Genomic DNA, 19117 nt, shown 5'->3' on the forward strand with positions numbered 1-19117 from the left:
TCCCCACCCTAAGCGCCCGCGCCGTGCTCGCGACCCCCGTCGCACGTGTCACAGTGCCGTACCGCCGCCGCCCCCTCCGCGCTGTTCGGCGAGTGCGCCGAGCCGATCCGCGAGCGACTCCACGTCGTCGGGCCGGCCCGACCCGACCGCGAGTCCGAGCAGGAACGTCGTGACGGGCGCCGCGGGGCGTGCCACGCCGTGTGCGGCGCGACGCGCGAGCTCGAGCAGCGTCCCGATCGGCACGTCGGCCGGGTCGAGGCCCAGGAGCGGAGCGGCCTCGGCGACCCACTCATCGAGCACCTCGGGGTGCTGGGATTCGTTCATCGTGGTTCCTCCTGTCGTGTGGCGAGCCTCGGCGAGGTCGCTCCACGTGTCGATATCGCGGGTCGTCCCGTCGTCGGTGACGAGGGTCAGGTGCACGGATGCCGCGAGCCGCCGCATCGCCGTGCCATGCAGCCTCGCGGGGTCTCCGTCGGGTTCCGTCAGCTCATCGAACGCACGCGCGAGCGCCGCACGCGCGTACACCGCGGTCAGCCACTGGGACCGTCCCGACCGGTCGATGAGGCACACGCCGTCGGCCGCGGGCGCGTCGGCCCGCCCGGCGAGGAGCAGCGCGACCGCCGCCTCGGCGTCCGGGAGGTCCGACGCGAGGACGACGACGTCGGCTCTGTGGTCGGCGCCGTCGAGGGCCGCGATGCCCGCGGCCAGGCCCGCCACGGGGCCGCCGAACGGCGGCTCCTCACGCACCACGAGGCATCCGGGCGCCTCGAGCTCGGGCGGGCCGACGACGACGATGCGCTCGCATCCCGCCCTGCGCGCGGCCGCGATCGCGGTGTCGAGCAGGCGCCGGCCGCCGACGACGAGGTCGGGCTTGCTCGCACCGCCGAGCCGCTCGGCGCGCCCGCCGGCGAGGATCACGGCGTTCAGCCGCGTCATCGCGTGACCGTCACCTCGACGAGGTCGCCCGCGGAGACGTCCACGACGAGCTCGGGCACGATCGCGAACCCATCGGCTGCCGCGAGCCCTGCCGCAAGGTGCGAGCCCGCGCCGCCGGGCGAGGCCGGTCGCGCCAGCACCCGGCCGTGACGCACCCTGAGGGCGACGGGCATGTACTGGCGACGACGGGCGGGGGAGGACCATCCGATCTCGGCGATGGCGGGCCAGGTGGGGCGCACCACGTCGTGGCGACCGAGCAGGCGCTGCAGTGCGGGCCTCACGAACGCCTCGAACGACACCGCGACGCTCACGGGGTTGCCGGGCAGGCCGAACACGGGCGTGCCGCCGGGCAGCGTGCCGAACGCCTGCGGCTTGCCGGGCTGCATGGCGACGCGTGCGAAGTCGACCGTGCCGAGGTCCGCGAGCACGTGCCGCACCACGTCGTGCGCACCCACGCTCACGCCGCCGGCGAAGACCACGAGGTCGCACGGCTCACGACCCTCGATCCAGTCGCGCAGGAGCTCGGGATCGTCGGGGAGCCGGAGCCGTTCGGAGACGAGGCCGCCCGCCTCGGCGACGAGCGCCGCGAGCAGGAGCGAGTTGGAGTCGTGGATGCGTCCGCGCCCGAGCGGGCCGCCGGGTTCGACCAGCTCGCTGCCCGTCGCCACCACCGCGACGCGCGGCAGCCCCGCGACCGGCAGCTCGGCCAGTCCGGCCGCGGCCGCCGCGGCGACCCGTCGCGCGTCGAGCACGACGCCCGCCTCGAGGACGCGGTCGCCGGCGCTGAGGTCCTCGGCACGGCGGCGGATGTGGTGACCGGCCTGCGGTGGGGCGCCGATCGAGACCCGCGCGGTTCCGCCATCCGTCAGCTCGATCGGCACGACGGCATCGGCGCCCTCGGGAATCGGCGCCCCGGTCATGATGTGCGCCGCCTGACCCGGGCCGACGACCGGATCCGCATCGGAGCCCGCAGGCAGGTCGGCCACGACGTCGAGCACGACCGGGTGGAGCGGCGTCGCCGTCGCGACATCCGCTCGTCGGACGGCGTAGCCGTCCATCGCCGAGTTGTCGAACCCCGGCAGGTCGACGCGGGAGTCGACGGATGACGCGAGCGTGCGTCCCGACCCATCCGCGAGCGGCACCCGCTCGACCCGTGCGAGCGGCGCGACGCCGGCGAGGACGCGCTCGAGGTGCGCGTCCACCGACACGGAGGCCCCGGCACCCGACGCCGGCGAGAAGGACGGCATGAGCCAACGGTATCCCCGCATGTGGTGACATGACGCGCCCATCTCGTTATCGTCGATTCCGACGGCGTCCGATCCGAGCGGGAGGAGACGGGCATGTCGTTCATCACGAGGGGTTTCACCGGTCGCGGCCGCGAGCGCGATGACCGATTGCCGCCCGGGCAGACGCTCGTCGCGGACTTCCCAGTGCTCTCCGCCGGGCCGACGCCCGACATCGACACGGCGGATTGGGCGTTCACGATCCGCACCGAGTCGGGCACCGATCACACGTGGTCGTGGGATGAGCTCATGGCGTTGCCGATCGAGGACGTCACGACCGACATCCATTGCGTCACGCACTGGTCGAAGCTCGGCACCGGATGGCGCGGGGTCGCCCTCGACACGCTCTTCGACGGCGTCGAGACCGACTACGAGTACACGATGGCGCACAGCTACGGCGGGTACACGACGAACGTGCCGCTCGAGGACCTGCTCGACGGCAAGGCCTGGATCGCGTTCGAGTTCGACGGCGAACCGCTCGACCCCGAGCACGGCGGTCCCGCGCGGCTGCTCGTGCCGCACCTCTACTTCTGGAAGAGCGCGAAGTGGGTTCGCGGGCTCACGATGATGGAGGACGACGAGCCCGGGTTCTGGGAGCAGAACGGGTACCACCTGCGGGGCGACCCCTGGAAGGAGGAGCGGTACTGGTGAGCGCCGACGGGACGGCACCTCCGGTCGCCACGACGGGCGTCCCGCCGAGTTCGGCCCTCCGTGCCGTGCCGCGCGCCGGATGGCACGTCGCCACGGTCGCGGCCACGCGCCGCGAGACGCCGAACGCGGCCCGCATCGAGCTCGACGTCGACGGATGGCCCGGCAACGCGGCCGGACAGCACCTCGACGTCCGGCTGACCGCGCCCGACGGCTACACCGCGACGCGGTCGTACTCGATCGCGTCGTCGGGCCCCTCGACGCGCGTCGTGCTCGCCGTCGACAAGCTGCCCGACGGCGAGGTGTCGCCGTTCCTCGTCGACGCGCTGCAGGCGGGCGACCAACTCGAGGTGCACGGGCCGCTCGGCGCGTTCTTCGTGTGGCGCCCCGCCGCGGAGTCGGGAGAGGACCGACCCGTGCAGCTCATCGCGGGCGGCTCCGGGGTCGTGCCGCTCTACGCGATGGCGCAGGCGCACGCCGACCGCGGTGATCCGACGCCGTTCCGCCTGCTCTACTCGGTCCGCACGCCCGACGACGTCTACTTCGCCGACGAATGGCGCGCGCTCGCCGAGGCATCCGCGCCGCTCGAACTGGACTACGTGTACACGCGGCGCGCGCCCGACGGCTGGTCGACGCCGCCCGCGCGCATCACGCGCGAGGCGCTCGAGTCGGCGGTCGTGCCGGCCTCCGAGCGGCCGCGCGTGTTCGTCTGCGGCTCGACCGGTTTCGTGGAGCGCGTCGCCGACTGGCTCGTCGAGCTCGGGCACGAGCCGCGATCCATCCGCACCGAACGCTACGGAGGCACGTGATGACCGGCCACCTCGACGGCAACGCGCTCGCCGGACCGCTCGCCGACTTCTTCTCGTTCGACGTCACGACCGCGACCGGGCGCTGCCGGGCCTGCGGCACGATCGCTGAGCTCGCGCGCGCAATGGTCTACGTCAGCGGCGCCGGCACGGTGGTGCGCTGCTCGACGTGCGACAACGTCCTCGCGGTGCTCGTCGACACCGGCGACCGCGCCTGGATCGACTTCGCGGGGGTCACCGCGATCGAGGTTCGCCGCTAGGGAGTCCGCTGCTCCTCGGGCGGCGGGAACCGCCACCTTCGTCGTTGCGGCCCGGTTCCGCAAGGCTACCCAACGGCCCGAGGGCTGGGTGGCGACCGGGGACGGTTTCCGGATCCCTCATGTGAGCGCGGCCTCACATGAGGCGGGACGGACACGAGCCGAGCGGAAGCGATCGCCGGTCGAGGCCCCCATGGGACGCGGCCCGACCGTAGTCTGAGCAGGGTCTGCTGAAGTCGCGCAGCGCACACAACGGGGAGAGCGACGAGATGAAACCACTTCGATACTCGATCAACGTCACGCTCGACGGCTGCGTCCATCACGAGGCAGGGCTCGCCCCTGATGAGGAGTCGATGCGCTACTGGACCGCTGAGATGGAACGAGCCGATGCCGTGCTGTTCGGCCGCACGACCTACGAGATGATGGAGTCGGCATGGCGGCTGCCGGCCACGGGCACGTGGCCGGACTGGATGCGGGAGTGGGAGATCCCGTTCGCCGAGGCCATCGACCGGACGAAGAAGTACGTCGTGTCGAGCACGCTGAGCGCGGTCGATTGGAATGCCGAGCTGGTGGGAGACGATCTGGCGGCAACGGTCCGGCGGCTCAAGGAGGAGCCCGGCGAGGGCCTGTCCGTGGGTGGCGTGACGCTCCCTCGGGCGTTGGCGGATCTGGGACTGATCGACGAGTACGTGTTCGTGGTGCAGCCGCTCGTTGCGGGGCACGGCCCGACGTTGCTCGCCGGACTCCGCGAACGTCTCCAGCTCGAGCTCGTGGATCGCCACGAGTTCCGATCGGGAGTGGTGGCCCTGCACTACCGCCCCACGAGCAGCAGCTCGACGTAACGACGTTCTCGCGCCACTCCGAGGGTCAGCCGGCATCGCGCAAACGGACACCGACCTGGCGTCTCGCGCGCCTTCCATCGCGCGACGTGGGAGGCTGACGCCGTGTGGATCGGGTGGATCGAGTTCGACCTGCTGCTCGGCGACGTGCACTCGCTGAAAGAGAAGCGCGGGGTGCTGCGACCACTGATCGCAGAGCTCCGGCGGGCCACCGAGGCATCCGTCGCCGAGGTCGGTGACCAGGACCTGCACCGCCGCGCTCGTCTCGGCGTGGCCGTGACGGCGGCCGGTGCCGATCGCGTGACCGACGTGCTCGACCGGGCCGAGCGGCTCGTCGCGGCGCACCCCGAGTTCACGCTGCTGTCGGCGCGCCGGCGGCTCCATCGCAGCGACGACGACTGACGCGCGCGAGCGGGCACCGCCGGGCTCAGGCGACGCGCGCGCCGTCCTTCCACGTCTCCGCGATGAGCGGTACGCCAGGACGATAGGCGAGGTGCACGTGACTGGGCGCGTCGAGCAGCACGAGGTCGGCGCGCGAACCGGGCCGCAGTGTGCCGACATCCGTTCGCCGCAGCGCCGCGGCGCCGCCGGCCGTGGACGCCCACAGCGCTTCGGCCGGCGTCATTCCCATGTCGCGGACCGCGACCGCGATGCAGAAGGGCAGCGAACTCGTGAAGCTCGAGCCCGGATTGCAGTCGCTCGCGAGCGCAACGGTCACGCCGGCATCGATGAGCCGGCGCGCGTCGGGATACGGCTGCCGTGTCGAGAACTCGACACCGGGCAGGAGGGTCGCGACGGTGCGCGAGCCCGCGAGGGCCGCGACGTCCTCGTCGGCCAGATAGGTGCAGTGGTCGACGGATGCCGCGTCGAGCTCGACCGCGAGGCGGACGCCGTCGCCCTCGCCGAGCTGGTTGCCGTGCACGCGCACGCCGAGGCCGGCGGCGGCGCCCGCCTCGAGCACGCGCCGGGACTGTGCGGCGAAGAACGCGCCGCGCTCGCAGAAGGCGTCGACCCAGCGCGCGTGCGGCGCGCACGCCGCGAGCATCTCGCCGACGACCACGTCGACGTACGCATCCGCGCCTGGACCGTCGGGCTCGCGGAACTCGAACGGCACGACGTGCGCACCCAGGAACGTGACCTCGTCGGTGACCTCGCGCGCGAGGCGGACGAGCCGCTCCTCGTCGCGCACCGACAGCCCGTACCCCGACTTGACCTCGAACGTCGTCGTGCCCTGCCGGTGCAGCTCGGCGACGAAGCCCGCGAGGCGTGCTCGCAGCTCGTCGTCGGATGCGGCCCGGGTCGCCGCGACGGTCGAGCGTATGCCGCCCGCCTCGTAGGCGCGACCCGCCATCCGCGCAGCGAACTCGTCGGCCCGGTCGCCGCCGAAGACGAGATGCGTGTGCGAGTCCACGAACCCGGGGATGACCGCGCGGCCACCCGCGTCGAGCACCTCCACGTGGTGCGGATGCGGGGCGTCGCCCGCCAGCTCGACGTCGGGCGCCTCGGCGGAGGGGCCGATCCAGGTGATGACCCCGTCCTCGGCGAGCAGGGCCGCGTCGCGCACGATGCCCAGCGCGCCGCCCTCGCGACCCGGCTGCGGGTCGTTCGTGACGAGCTCGCCGATCCCCGTGACGAGCAGCCGCGACGACGCGGCGGGATGCGCCATCCGTCAGCCCTCGAGCATGGGCACGCGCAGCCCGCGCTCGCGAGCGACCTCGACGGCGCGGTCGTAGCCCGCGTCGACGTGCCGCATGACGCCGGTGCCCGGGTCGTTCACGAGCACGCGCGCGATCTTCTCGGCCGCGAGGTCCGTGCCGTCGGCGACCACGACCTGGCCCGCATGGATCGAGCGCCCGATGCCGACGCCGCCGCCGTGGTGGATCGAGACCCAGGTCGCGCCCGACGCGGTGTTCAGCAGCGCGTTGAGCAGGGGCCAGTCGGCGATCGCGTCGGAGCCGTCGGCCATCGCCTCGGTCTCGCGGTACGGCGAGGCGACGGAGCCCGAGTCGAGGTGGTCGCGCCCGATGACGACCGGCGCCGAGAGCTCGCCCGAGGCGACCATCTCGTTGAACCTCAGACCCGCGAGGTGGCGTTCCTGGTAGCCGAGCCAGCAGATGCGTGCGGGCAGTCCCTCGAAGTGGACCTTCTCGCCGGCCTGCTCGATCCAGCGGCGCAGGTGCGGGTCGTCGGGGAACAGCTCCAGGATGGCGCGGTCGGTCGCCGCGATGTCGGCCGGGTCGCCCGAGAGCGCCGCCCAGCGGAACGGCCCCTTGCCCTCGGCGAACAGGGGACGGATATAGGCCGGCACGAAGCCGGGGAAGTCGAACGCGTGCTCGTAGCCGCCGAGCTCGGCCTCGCGGCGGATCGAGTTGCCGTAGTCGAAGACCTCGGCGCCGCCGGCCTGGAAGCCGACCATCGCCTCGACGTGCCTGGCCATCGAGCGGCGAGCGAGCTTGGTGAACTCCCCGGGGTCGTTCGCGGCGAGGGCCTTCCACTCCACGAGCGGGACGCCCTCGGGCAGATACGACAGCGGGTCGTGCGCGCTGGTCTGGTCGGTCACGACGTCGACCGGGACGCGCCGCTCGAGCAGCTCGGTGAACACCGTCGCGGCGTTCCCGACGACCCCGACGCTCAGCGCACGGCGCTCCGCCTTCGCGGCGAGCACGCGCTCGATGGCGTCGTCGAGCGACGGAGCGACCTCATCGAGGTAGCCGTGCTCGACACGGCGGCGCAGCCGCGACTCGTCGACGTCGACGATCAGCACCGCCCCGCCGTTCATCGTCACCGCGAGCGGCTGCGCGCCACCCATGCCGCCGCAGCCCGCCGTCAGCGTGAGCGTGCCCTCGAGCGAGGCGCGAGCGACATCCGCCTCGGACTCGCCGCGCTTCACGGCCAGCGAGCGGGCGACGGCGCCGAAGGTCTCGTACGTGCCCTGCAGGATGCCCTGCGTGCCGATGTAGATCCACGAGCCGGCGGTCATCTGGCCGTACATGGTGAGTCCGAGCTGCTCGAGGCGGCGGAACTCGGGCCACGTGGCCCAGTCGCCGACGAGGTTCGAGTTGGCGATGAGCACGCGCGGCGCCCACTCGTGCGTGCGGAACACGCCGACCGGCTTGCCCGACTGGACGAGCAGCGTCTCATCGGCCTCGAGGCCCTCGAGGGTGCGGACGATCGCGTCGTACGCCTCCCAATTGCGCGCGGCCTTGCCCGTGCCGCCGTAGACGATGAGGTCCTCGGGGCGCTCGGCGACCTCGGGGTCGAGGTTGTTCATGAGCATGCGCAGCGGCGCCTCGGTCTGCCAGCTCTTGGCGGTGAGCTCGGTGCCGCGCGCGGCGCGGACGGTGCGGGAACCGGCGGCGGTGTCGGTCGTCGTGGGTGCAGCGGTGGTCATGTTCCGATCCCACACCGTCGACGTGCCGCGCTCAACGGATGTCGCGGGGGTGGCGTCCGGGATACCGGACGAGGTGGGCCGGTTCAGCCCAGCTGCACGCCGCGGGCCGCCATGAACGGCACAGCGTCGACCGCGGTGCCGCCGATCCGCACCTCGAAGTGCAGGTGGCATCCGGTCGAGGCGCCCGTGCTGCCGACCGCTGCGATGAGATCGCCGGCAGCGACCTGCTGGCCGACGCTCACGAGGATCCCGCCGTCGCGGATGTGCGCGTAGCCGGTCGAGACACCGGAACCGTGATCGATGAGGACCCAGTTGCCGTACGTGCCGTTCGGGCCGGCCTCGATCACCACGCCGCCGGTCGCGGCGAACACGGCGGTGCCGCACTGCGCGGCGATGTCGGTGCCCCGGTGGAACTCGTTCACTCCGGCGAGCGGCTTGTTCGGCCGCGGTCCGTAGCCGTCGGTCAGGCTGCCGGCGACGGGTGAGGCCCAGCCCTGCTCGCTGAGCTGACCGGAGTCGGAGGGGAGGTTGTCGAACGCGGCGACGCCCTCGGCGGCGAGCCGGGTCTGCGCGCCGTTGAGCTCGGCGCGGGCGGCCGTGACCGCGCCCTTCGCCTCGGTGACCGTGTTCTCGAGCTGGTCGATCGGCACCGCGTCGACCGCGGCCCACGCGGCAGCGGCGCGTTCCTCGGCCGCGTCGGCCTCGACGTCGCGCAGTTCGGCGATCTCGCGGAGGCGGCTCGAGTCTCCCGAGAGCTTCTGCACGCGCTCCATGCCGCCGAGTCCGGCGAGCAGGTCGTTCCCGGAGGCGAACGCCGCGCTCATCGAGGAGAGCGCGGCACCATCGCCCTCGACGGCATCGAGGTAGACGCCCGCGGCCGTCTCGGCCATGAGCCGGGCCTGGGCGGCGCGCTCGTCGAGCCGGGTGGCGACGGCACGCGCCACGACCACGGTGGACTGCGCGGACTCGAGCGCGGCTTCGGCGTTCCGCAGTTCGGTCGTCGCGCGCTGCAGCTTCAGGCGGAGTGCGGACAGGGAGCTCGACTGCGTGCCCGAGGAGCTCGCCGAGGCCGTCGTGACCATGCGCGCGACCGGGCCGTCACCCACGAGGACGAAAGGCGCCTCGACACCGGGCGTCGAGATCGGCGTCTGGGTCGGGGTCTGGCTGGGGGTCGGCGTCGGCGTGGGGGTCGGCGTCGGAGTCGGCGTGGGGGTCGGCTCGGGCGTCGGAGTGGGGGTGGGGGTCGGCTCGGGCGTCGGCGTCGGCGTCGGCGTCGGCGTCGGTTCCGGAGTGGGCTCGGGCGTCGGCGTGGGCGTCGGCTCGGGCGTGGGTTCGGGCGTCGGCGTCGGCTCTTCGGTCGGCGTGGGCTCGGGCGCCGGAGCCGGCTCCTCAGTCGGCGTGGGCTCGGGCGCCGGAGCGGGCTCGGTGGTGGTCTCGGACGTGGTGGTGTCGGTCGTCGGGACCGGATCGGTCTCCTCGGCCCAGGCCGGCGTGACGGAGGAGAGGGCGATGAGCAGGCCGCTGGTGACCGCCGCGATCGCGACCGAGCGCTTCCGAGCGGGCTTCACTCGGAACGGGTCGGTCTCGTCGATGTCTCGGGCTGGGAACATAGGGCTTCCATCGCGTCCGGCTGCAGCGCCGGCACCACCCAAGTCTTACCGATCATCGGGGGAAGCCACAACCCGACCGTGCGAACACGGGATCCCCCATTCGGGGCGCAGCGCGATCCCGGGTCAGACGAGGGCGACGACGGATGCCGCGCGCCGGACGATCTCGCCGGTGGTCACCGCATCGACCAGCGCCTCGATCTCGGGCGACAGGAACCGGTCCTCACCGGGCACGGAGCCCGTCGCGGCGACCAGTCGCGCGACGGCGCCGGTGGCCGGTCCGGGCTCGAGCGGCGCCCGGAGGGCGAGGCCGCGCGAGGCCGTCATGACCTCGATCGCGAGCACGCGTGCGAGGCCGTCGACGGCGCGGCGCAGCTTGCGCGCGGCCGCCCAGCCCATCGACACGTGGTCCTCCTGCATGGCCGACGAGGGGATGGAGTCGACCGACGCGGGAACCGCCAGGCGCTTGAGCTCCGACACGATGCCGGCCGCGGTGTACTGCGCGATCATGAGTCCGGAGTCGACGCCGACCTCGTGCGCGAGGAACGGCGGGAGGCCCTGGTTGCGGGCCCGGTCGAGGAAGCGGTCGGTGCGCCGCTCGCTCATGGACGCGACATCCGCCACCGCGATGGCGAGGAAGTCGAGCACGTACGCGACCGGTGCGCCGTGGAAGTTGCCGTTCGACTCGACCCGGCCGTCGAGCGTGAGCACCGGATTGTCGACCGCGCTGGCGAGCTCGGCGTCGGCGACGGATGCCGCGTGCGCGAGGGTGTCGCGGGCGGCGCCGTGCACCTGCGGGGCGCAGCGCAGCGAGTAGGCGTCCTGGACGCGCGTGCACTCCGGGCCCTTGTGGCTCGCGACGATCGGCGAACCGGCGAGGAGATTCCGCAGGTTCGCCGCGGACGCCGCCTGGCCGCGCTGCGGGCGCAGCGCGTGGAGGTCCTCGGCGAACACCGCGTCGGTGCCCATCAGCCCCTCGACGCTCATCGCCGCGGCGATGTCGGCCGTGGTGAGCAGGCGCCGCAGATCGTCGATCGCGAGTGCGAGCATGCCGAGCATGCCGTCGGTGCCGTTGATGAGGGCGAGGCCCTCCTTCTCGCCGAGGCGCAATGGCGTGATGCCGGCCGCGGCGAGAGCGGTCGCGGCATCCGTCGACTCACCGGACGCGTCCCGCACGTCGCCCTCGCCCATCGCCACGAGTGCGCAGTGCGCGAGCGGGGCCAGGTCGCCCGAGCAGCCGAGCGAGCCGAACTCGCGCACGACGGGCGTGATCCCGGCATTGAGGATCGCGGCGTACGTCTCGGCGGTCTCGCGGCGCACGCCCGTGCGGCCCGTCATGAGCGTCGAGAGCCGCAGCAGCATGAGTGCGCGCACGACCTCGCGCTCGACCTCGGCGCCCGATCCGGCGGCGTGCGAGCGGACGAGGCTCGCCTGCAGCTGCGCACGGCGGTCCTCGGCGATGAAGGTGGTCGCGAGCGCGCCGAACCCGGTCGAGATGCCGTAGTGCGGCTGCGGGTCGGCCGCGAGGCCGTCGATGATCGCGCGGCTGCGCGCGACCTCGTCGAGCGCGGCCGGGTCGAGCACGACCGCGGCGTCGTACCGGGCGATCGCGACGACGTCATCGATGCCGAGCGGGCCGATGCCGACGGTGACGGATGCCGCGGCGGTCCGGGTGGGCGAGGGCGCGATGGTGCTCATGCTCCGATTCCACACCGAGCACGCGCGCGCGGGAACGTGCGCGACTACGCTGGCGTCCGGGATACCGGACGTGCACCGAAGCGCGGACGAGGGACGGAGGCACGATGCGCAGCGAGACGTCGAAGGTGCCTGCGGCCGACCAGGCGCTTCGGATCCTCGCCCACCTCGCCGCGCAGCGCGGGCCCGTACCGGCCGCGTCGATCGCCCAGGCGCTCGGGCTGCCGCGCTCGACGACCTACCAACTGCTCACCGTCATGCAGGATCGCGGGTTCGTCGTCCACCTGCCCGAGGAGCGCAGGTACGGCCTGGGCGTCGCCGCGTTCGAGCTCTCGAGCGGCTTCAGCCGGCAGCAGCCGCTCACGCGGCTGGGCCGCCCGCTCGTCGCGGGAATCGTCGACCGGCTCGCCGAGTCGGGTCACCTCGCGGTACTGCACGGACGTGACGTGCTCTACCTGGTCGAGGAGCGTGCGCCGCGACGCCCATCGCTGGTGTCCGACGTCGGCGTGCGCCTGCCCGCGCACCTCACCGCGTCCGGGCGGGCGATGCTCGCCGAGCTCCCACCCGCCCAGCTGCGTGCGCTCTACCCCGACCGCGACGCCTTCAGCGAGCGGCATCCGGCGGCCGTCGACGAGGCGCCATGGACGTACTCCCGCTTGAAGGCCGTGCTCGCCGAGACCCGCTCGGCGGGCGTCGCGACCGAGCACGGCGAGGTGACCGAGGGCCTCGCATCGGTCGGCGCCGCCGTGCTCGACCACCTGGGCTGGCCGGCTGCGGCCATCGCCGTCACGTTCGCCGAGGGCTCGCCGCCGGAACTCGTGGCGACCGCGAGCGATGCAGTGCGGGATGCGGCGACCACGCTCTCGCGACGGATCCGCGGCGCACGCTGACCCATCGGGCAGGACTCACGCCCGGTGCGGGCGGAGGCGCCCGGCGACGCGCTGCACGAGGGTCCGCGTGTCGGGGCGGATGTCGCCGGCATCCAGTGCCGCGTGCGCGCGGTCGGTCTCGACGAGGACCGTGAGGTGGATCGGCCCGCCCGCGGCCAGCAGATCGGTCTCGGCGTCCGACAGCCGGAACCCCACGCGCCCAGAGGAGACCCGCGCGGAACGGCGCAGCACGGCGTCGGTCCGCTGCGTGCGCAGGTCGACCGTGACGCGCGCACCGTTCGGCACGCCGCGGAGGCGCAGGCGGATGCCGAGGCGACGGCGAGGGCGACGCAGCCGCACGCGCTCGAACTCGGCGGCGAGCACCTCGCGCGCCGAGTCTCGGCGATGGCGCTCGGCCGCGGCCCGCTCGACCTCCCCCCATCGGGCCACGATGCTCGCCTCGTCGAACCGGGCGGCCGTCGCGCGCGCGGCCTCCCGGAGTGCGCCGCGCTCCTCCGAGGTCATCCGAGCCACTCGCGCGATGGTGCCGGCCAGCGCCCACACCTGGCCGGCGGGCACGAGGAACCCGTTCCGCCCGTGCTCGATGACGTCGGCCGGACCGTACTCGATGTCGTACGCGATCGGGATGCAGCCGCGGCCCATCGCCTCGAGCAGCACGAGCGGGGCTCCCTCGGAGATGCTCGTCAGCAGGGCGACGGATGCCTCGGCGAACGCCTCGGCGCCGTCGGGGCGGTGCCCGGCGAACTCCACGGCCTCCGCGATGCCCTCGTCGCGGGCGACCTCGTGCAGTTCGTCGGCCAGTGGTCCGTCGCCGACGATGCGGAGCCGCACCTGCGGACCGCGGTCGCGCGCGAGGGCCACGGCGCGGATCGCGTCGTCGATGCGCTTGCGCGCCGTGAGCCCCGCCACGACGACGGCCGACGCCGGGTCGCGCGTCGCGTCGTCGGCGACCGGGTCGGTCACGCGCGCGTCGGGCAGCGCGGCCGTGTTGGGCACCACGGCGAAGTTCTCGGGAGCGCCGAGCAGTGTCGCGGCATCCGCCCGCTGTCGCTCGGTGAGGAACACGACCGCATCGAACCGCTCGGGATTCGAGAGCACCTCGGCCCGCGTCTCGCGAAGGTGGCCGATCGGCCCGCCGGGCGCGGCGAGGTGGGCATTGTGCACGACGTGCAGCGTCACCAGGCGAGGCAGGCGGACGTGCGCCATGAACGGCGCCGCGGTCTTGCTGTCCACGATCGCGAAGGCGTCGCCGTCACCGGCGACCTCGGCGATCCAGTCGGCGTAGCACGCGCGAACGGACCGCCACTGCCGCACCGGGCGGCCGTCGGCGTCGAACGCGGTGAGCAGGCGTCGCGGCCGCTCGGATCGCCCGCGCTCGTCGAGCACGGCGAGTGAGCCGTCGGCCCGCAGGTGCGCGACGCGCACGCGTCCGTCGGGCGTCGACAGCTCGACCCGGGCAGCCCCGTCGGGGGCGGTCTCGCGCTCGGCCGATCCGTCGGCATCGTCGAGTCCCGCGACATCCGGTTCGATGGCGATCTCACCGGGAGCCACCGGCTCGGTGCGCAGCCGCTCGTACAGGTTCCGCACGCGCACCCCCGGGGCGGGCTGCCCTCGCTCGGCGAGACGTGCGCGGACCGCCGCGTAGTCGGGTCGCCCGTCGAAGGTCAGCACGTCGACCTCGACCCCAGCGAGCCGGGCGAACGCGGCCGAACGCCGCAGCAGCGCCGCGGTCATCCCGCCGAACCCGTCGGGGATCGACCACGTGATCGCCAGCTGGCGACCGGGCGGCAGCAGACCTGGCCCGCTCATGCGGCCGGGACCAGCCAGCCGCGCAGCATCCGCGTCACCCATGGGAGGACCCAGTAGGTCATGATCGGCGTCAGCACGAGCGTCGTGATGAGCACTCGCAGGGCGAGCGGGACCGCCTCCCACCCCGGCACGAACGCCATGAGCAGCGCGAACGCGAGGTTCACCGGGAAGAAGCCCAGCCAGATGCTGACCGCCTGCTTCCAGCGCGGTGGCGCCGGCGGCAGCGCGACGGGCGTCGACCCCGTGTCATCCGTCACCGCCGGCACCGAGCCGGTGGCCGGATCGTCGAACCACCCCTCGATGCCGGTGCGGCGACGCGCCCGCTCGGCGCGCACGAACCCCTTGCCCATCTCGAGCCACCACGTGCGCTCGGGCGAGCGCTCCCACGCCTCGAGCGACGACTCGTCGGCGAAGCGGTACAGCATGTGCCACACGTCGGAGTCCTCGCCGGCTCGCACCCACCCCGACCCGAGGAAGCCGGGGTACCGGTTGGCGAGGTTCACGCCCGTCTGCACCCAGACGGTCGCCTCGGCGATCCGGTCGGGGTCGACCTCGCGCCGGATCGACACGGTGATCGGTTCACTGCCCATGCCCCCATCGAACCGCACCGGTGTTGCGCACCGGTAACGCTGCGCCGCGTCAACCGGCACCGTCGGGCTCCGCGCCGGGCAGCATGCGTGCCGAGGCCATGATGTCGTGCCGTCGCTGCCGCCGGTTGACCTCGACGAGCCGGTCGTCCCGCAACGGGAGCTTCAGTCGCTCCTGCGCCTCGATGCCCGCGCGGAGCTGGCGCGCCCGCTCGACCTCGGTGTCGAGCACGGCGCCGGCCAGCACGGCCAGGTTCGAGAGCCACAGCCAGAGCAGGAACGCGACGATCCCGCCGAGCACGCCGTAGGTCCGGTCGTAGCTCGCGAAGTTCCAGACGTACGCGCCGAACGCGGCGGTGGTGAGCATCCACACGACGATCGCGACCGCGGCACCGACCGAGAGCCACCGGAGGCTGGGGCGCCGCACGTTCGGGGTCGCCCAGTAGAGGATGGCCAGGATGAGCGCGGCGAGCCCGGCGAGGACGGGCAGCTTGCCCAGGTCCCACGCGAGGGTGAGGTCGTCATCGATCCCCAGCGACCGGGCGACGGATGCCGCGACGGCGCCGCTCACCACGAGTGCGCCGATGATCACGGCGGCGAGCACCACGATGACCGCCGCTGCCGCGAGCATCACGGGGCGCGACTTCCAGAACGGGCGCCCCTCGGGAACGCCCAGGATCCGGTTCATGCCGCGGCCGAACGTGCCGAGGTAACCCGAGACCGTCCAGAGGGTGATCGCCGATCCCGTGATGAACGCGAGTCCGGCCCGCGAGGCGCTGAGCAGCTGCGAGATCGGTTCGGTCAGCGCGGCGACCGTGTCGTCGCCGCCGAGGTCGCCGACGACGCCGAGCGCGCCCTCGGCCACCGGTTCGGCGCTGCCGAACATGCCGATGAACGCGGCGGCGGTGAGCAGCGCCGGGCACACCGAGAGCACCGCATGGTAGGTCAGCGCCGCGGCGAGGTCCCAGCACTGGTGGATGCGGAACTCGTGCGCCGTGCGCGTGAGGACCACGCGCCACTCGGGCCGCGAGAGCTGTGCAGGCGAGTCGGGCCGTTCGCGGCGGACCGCTTCAGTCGTTTCCCCCATGCGCCGAGACTAGGCGCCCGCCGGCCGGAGCGGAGAGGCCTTGCCTCAGCCCAGCCGGGCGTGCAGGAAGGCGGCGACCCGCTCGCGCAGCGGGGCCTCGAGGATGCCGATCGAGTGCGCGTCGCCCGGCACGAGCGCGACCTCGACGGGCACGGCGGAGGCGCGAAGCGTCGCCGCCAGGCGCTCGGACTGGGCGAGCGGCACCACCTCGGCCGCGGCGTGTCCGATGAAGAACGGGGGGTCGCTCGGGTCGACATGCGCCGTCGCGGACGCTTCGATCGCCTGCGGGCAATCGACGTCGGCCGTACCGGGCACGCAGCCCAGGAACTCGCCGACGATCCCGCGCAGCCAGTCGGACGCGCCATCGGCGTCGAGCTCGGCCGCGCCGAGGCCGACCGGACCCGACAGCTCGACCACGGCGGCCACGCGCGAGCCGGCGTCGAGCGGGCCCTCGCCGACCGTGCCGAGCAGTGACGCGAGGTGTCCGCCCGCGGAGCCGCCGAACGCCGCGATCCGCGCCGGATCGATGCCGAACCGCTCGACCTGGTCGGGCTCGCGCAGCCACGCCACGGCCGCCGCGACGTCGTCGACCTGTGCGGGGAACCTCGCCTCGGGGACGAGGCGGTAGTTGACGGATGCCGCGACGAAGCCCTCGCTCGCGAGCCACAGGCACACGTTCCGCCAGTCCGAGTTCGCCTTGTCGCCGCGGGCCCAGCTGCCGCCGTGGACGGACACGACGGTCGGCATCGCGACGTCCATCGCGTCGCCGACGGCCGGTCGGCAGACGTCGAGCGTGAGCAGCGTGCCGTCGTCGGCCACGCCGTACTCGAGGTCGGCGTGGATGCGCAGGCCCGCCGGGGCCTCGAACGTGCGGATGCCGATGACCTCGGTGCCGGCGACCTCGCTCGAGGCCTGCTCGGCCGTCGGGTCGAGCTCGCGCACCGGCTGGTGGAACGCCGAGACGGCGGCGACGACGCCGAGCGCCGCGAGGACGGCAAGGGCGATCCGGGCCGACCGGCGATGCCGGCCTCCGCGACCGCCGGAGAGTCGGGTGGGGGTCACGGGGGCTCCGGGTTCTGGGGTGGTGCGATGCTAACCCAGGTTCGGCCGGACGCAACCATCCGAGCCGGTTTCGCCCCCGACGACCCCGGGCTACCCCGTTTCAGGAGATCGGAGGCGGTTCAGGAGGCTTTCGCAGATCTCGTCCTGAGCAGCCTCCGATCTCCTGAATCGACGAGGCGCGGCGCGCGCCGACAACGTCACCCGAGCACCTCGCCCGACGCCGCGTCGATCTGCACCGTGGCGTCCTCGTACGTCGAGTCGAGGATCACGAGCACGCGCACGGGCCGCGCCCCCGACGCATCCGCGATGAGCGCGCGTTCGACCGACACGATCACCGACGTCGGATCGGTGATTCCCGAGTGCTCCTCGGCCGTGGCGATGTGCTCTGGGATCCTCGAGAAGTCCACCTCGCTCACGTCGAACAGCGCCGCGGCAGGGTCGTCGGGCTGGATGAGCTCAGGACCCTGGTGCTCGGTGCGGTCGTAACGGAACTGGTAGACGTCCATCGTGAGCGCTCCAGGGGCACTCGGCGCGGTCGCGAGCGCGTAGCTGTCGTAGAAGGCGACGCTCACGAACTGCGTACCGCCGGTCTCGGCCGCGAGCGCGTCGACGATCTCGGCATGCCGGTCGCCGAGCACGACGCTCGCGGCATCCGGATTCCCGGACGCGAACGCCTGCACGGTGCGCCCGATCGTGTCGTAGGCCGGGATGAGCACGATCGCAGCGGTCGCGACCGTCACACCCGCGAGCAGCACACGTCGCCACGGTCGCGCGGGCTTTCGAGGCCCGCCGAAGAGCGCCTGCGGCTCCGAGGCCCAGGCCGGCGCCTGCGACGCCACGGGCACGGTGCGGTCGGTGCCGGTGCGCAGCCGCTCGGCGTCGCGCAGGCGCGCCCAGTCGTCGGGCGGGTCCAGCACGAGGTCGACGTTCGCCTTCGCGTCATCCGGTCGTCGCACCACGATGATCGAGCCGGGCTGCACCTGCGGGAGCGCGACGATGTCGAGGATCTGCCGGTGCACGGTCGTGTACGCCTGGCGGAACCGCGGCGCGACGGTGAGCACGAGCTCGACCTGCGGCTGGTCGTTCACGCTGAGTCCCGTGCGGCCGATCCGCTCCACTCGGGCCAGGGTGAGCTCCCCGGCCGGAGGTGCCTGGCTCGCGTCGGAGCGTCCGCGCCCGAACAGGCCGACGGCGCCGAGCCCCGCGAACGTGCCCGCGAGGATGGCGACCGTGAGCGAGATGCTCCACAGGATCGCGTAGCGCGGGTCCCCGGTCGCGATGGCGCCGACGACGCCGCCGATCGTGACGCCGAACGCGATGGCCGAGATGATGGCGAGCATGGAGGATCCTCCGAGATCGAATGGGATGCTCCGAGGATGGCGCGGGCCGCACGCGCGGCGGATGGGTACGCGTTGCTCAATCCCGCGCGGGGTTGCTCACCCGTCGCGCCGCGTTGCTCAGTCGCGTGCTACTCGCCGACCGCGAGCGGCAGGTCGAACGGGTCGTCGTCGATGACGCCGGTGAATCCTACGAGCGACTTCGCCATGCACACGCTCGTCGGCTCGTTCACGTACCGGCCGAACCGCTCCACCCGCCGGTAGCCGTGCTTGGCGTAGAGCGCCAGCGCCGGATGATGAAGACGACCCGCCTCGAGCACGATCTCGCGGAGTCCGCGAGCTGCGGCATCCGTCTCGATGCGCTCGATGAGCGCGCTCGCGATGCCCCGGCCGCGCGCGACCGGGTCGACGTACATGCGCCTGAGCTCGCCGCGGTCGGCATCGAGTCCGTCGCCGTCGACGATGGCCGCGACGCCGAGCGCCTCGCCGTCGTGATCGCGGGCGACGTAGACCAGCGTGCCGGGCGCCTCGAGCTGGGAGGCGTCGAGGAGCCCCACGGGATCCGCCGGGTAGAGCGAGCGCGCGTCGGCACTGCCGGCGTCGAGCAGGCGCTCGATGCCGGCCGCGCGAGGCGTCTCGACGGAGATCGACGGCGGTGTGGTCACGACGTGAGCGTACGCGAATCGGGTTACCGGGTCGTTACGTTCCGCCGGGAGCGGATGCCGCGCCGGGCGGATTCACAGGAGGGTGTCCGGTATCCTCGTGAGGTCGGTTCTGGACACCGCGTTCGCGCGGATGGGTTTGTGAGTCCTGAGGGCCGAAGCCGCGCGCAATCCGCGAGCGGAGATTCACCGTATGTGAACGGCCCCGGTCGACGATGCAC

18 protein-coding genes are annotated in these 19117 nt (G+C 73.3%); 6 read left to right on the top strand and 12 right to left on the bottom strand.

The genetic code is table 11. The annotated features are described in order from the left end of the window. Positions 1–48: 48 nt before the first annotated feature. Together BLT99_RS16380 and BLT99_RS16385 are read right to left on the bottom strand one after the other, a co-directional pair. Positions 49–936 (bottom strand): NTP transferase domain-containing protein, encoded by an 888-nt coding sequence (locus BLT99_RS16380; RefSeq protein WP_092674831.1) that lies wholly within the window; start codon positions 934–936, stop codon positions 49–51. Next, the gene (locus tag BLT99_RS16385) at positions 933–2183 is read right to left on the bottom strand and encodes a molybdopterin molybdotransferase MoeA (protein ID WP_092676584.1); all 1251 of its coding nucleotides are present in this window, start codon (positions 2181–2183) and stop codon (positions 933–935) included. Before BLT99_RS16385 ends, BLT99_RS16380 begins: the two co-directional genes overlap by 4 nt. A gap of 93 nt (positions 2184–2276) precedes the next feature. On the opposite strand from BLT99_RS16385, the gene BLT99_RS16390 reads away from it, so the two are divergent. The 5 genes from BLT99_RS16390 to BLT99_RS16410 all read left to right on the top strand — a co-directional run bounded on the left by BLT99_RS16390 (position 2277) and on the right by BLT99_RS16410 (position 5171). Continuing rightward, positions 2277–2870 carry a sulfite oxidase-like oxidoreductase gene (locus BLT99_RS16390; protein WP_092674834.1) on the top strand — a complete coding sequence of 198 codons (594 nt, stop codon included), beginning with the start codon at positions 2277–2279 and terminating at the stop codon, positions 2868–2870. 65 nt (positions 2871–2935) lie between these two features. Next, positions 2936–3676, top strand: coding sequence for a ferredoxin reductase (locus BLT99_RS16395; protein ID WP_092676587.1), 741 nt, complete (start codon positions 2936–2938; stop codon positions 3674–3676). Then, positions 3676–3933 (top strand): DUF6510 family protein, encoded by a 258-nt coding sequence (locus BLT99_RS16400; RefSeq protein ID WP_092674837.1) that lies wholly within the window; start codon positions 3676–3678, stop codon positions 3931–3933. The genes BLT99_RS16395 and BLT99_RS16400 overlap by 1 nt, the downstream gene beginning before the upstream one ends. 266 nt (positions 3934–4199) lie before the next feature. Further along, a complete protein-coding gene (locus BLT99_RS16405; RefSeq protein WP_092674840.1) occupies positions 4200–4772 on the top strand; it encodes a dihydrofolate reductase family protein in 573 nt (190 codons plus the stop codon). A gap of 102 nt (positions 4773–4874) precedes the next feature. Continuing rightward, positions 4875–5171, top strand: a complete 297-nt coding sequence (locus BLT99_RS16410) for a DUF503 domain-containing protein (RefSeq protein WP_092674843.1) — start codon at positions 4875–4877, stop codon at positions 5169–5171. Positions 5172–5196: 25 nt separating this feature from the next. On the opposite strand, the gene hutI is transcribed toward BLT99_RS16410, so the two are convergent. From hutI to hutH, 4 genes are all read right to left on the bottom strand, one after another. After that, positions 5197–6435 (bottom strand): imidazolonepropionase, encoded by a 1239-nt coding sequence (gene hutI, locus BLT99_RS16415; protein WP_092674845.1) that lies wholly within the window; start codon positions 6433–6435, stop codon positions 5197–5199. Between the two features lie 3 nt (positions 6436–6438). Beyond that, positions 6439–8160 (bottom strand): urocanate hydratase, encoded by a 1722-nt coding sequence (hutU, locus tag BLT99_RS16420; protein ID WP_092674847.1) that lies wholly within the window; start codon positions 8158–8160, stop codon positions 6439–6441. 83 nt (positions 8161–8243) lie between these two features. Then, the gene (locus tag BLT99_RS16425; RefSeq protein ID WP_092674850.1) at positions 8244–9770 is read right to left on the bottom strand and encodes a M23 family metallopeptidase; all 1527 of its coding nucleotides are present in this window, start codon (positions 9768–9770) and stop codon (positions 8244–8246) included. Positions 9771–9893: 123 nt separating this feature from the next. Next, positions 9894–11465, bottom strand: coding sequence for a histidine ammonia-lyase (gene hutH / locus BLT99_RS16430; protein ID WP_092674852.1), 1572 nt, complete (start codon positions 11463–11465; stop codon positions 9894–9896). A 104-nt stretch (positions 11466–11569) separates the two neighbouring features. Here hutH and BLT99_RS16435 point away from each other — a divergent pair, with 104 nt between their 5' ends. Further along, a complete protein-coding gene (locus BLT99_RS16435; protein ID WP_092674855.1) occupies positions 11570–12352 on the top strand; it encodes an IclR family transcriptional regulator in 783 nt (260 codons plus the stop codon). A gap of 15 nt (positions 12353–12367) precedes the next feature. On the opposite strand, the gene BLT99_RS16440 is transcribed toward BLT99_RS16435, so the two are convergent. The 6 genes from BLT99_RS16440 to BLT99_RS16465 form a co-directional block, all read right to left on the bottom strand. Continuing rightward, positions 12368–14161, bottom strand: coding sequence for a glycosyltransferase (locus BLT99_RS16440; protein WP_092674857.1), 1794 nt, complete (start codon positions 14159–14161; stop codon positions 12368–12370). Further along, positions 14158–14751, bottom strand: a complete 594-nt coding sequence (locus tag BLT99_RS16445; protein WP_092674860.1) for an antibiotic biosynthesis monooxygenase — start codon at positions 14749–14751, stop codon at positions 14158–14160. The genes BLT99_RS16440 and BLT99_RS16445 overlap by 4 nt, the downstream gene beginning before the upstream one ends. Positions 14752–14800: 49 nt before the next feature. Continuing rightward, on the bottom strand, positions 14801–15835 hold the full coding sequence (locus tag BLT99_RS16450; RefSeq protein ID WP_092674863.1) for a YihY/virulence factor BrkB family protein: 1035 nt from the start codon (positions 15833–15835) through the stop codon (positions 14801–14803). Positions 15836–15880: 45 nt separating this feature from the next. Continuing rightward, complete coding sequence (locus BLT99_RS16455) at positions 15881–16897, bottom strand: alpha/beta hydrolase (RefSeq protein ID WP_092674866.1); 1017 nt, start codon at positions 16895–16897, stop codon at positions 15881–15883. Positions 16898–17094: 197 nt separating this feature from the next. Beyond that, positions 17095–18237, bottom strand: a complete 1143-nt coding sequence (locus BLT99_RS16460) for a hypothetical protein (protein WP_092674869.1) — start codon at positions 18235–18237, stop codon at positions 17095–17097. A 128-nt stretch (positions 18238–18365) separates the two neighbouring features. Next, complete coding sequence (locus tag BLT99_RS16465; RefSeq protein WP_157675018.1) at positions 18366–18899, bottom strand: GNAT family N-acetyltransferase; 534 nt, start codon at positions 18897–18899, stop codon at positions 18366–18368. Positions 18900–19117: the final 218 nt, after the last annotated feature.

This window comes from Agromyces flavus (assembly GCF_900104685.1).
In the GTDB taxonomy this organism is placed as follows: domain Bacteria; phylum Actinomycetota; class Actinomycetes; order Actinomycetales; family Microbacteriaceae; genus Agromyces; species Agromyces flavus.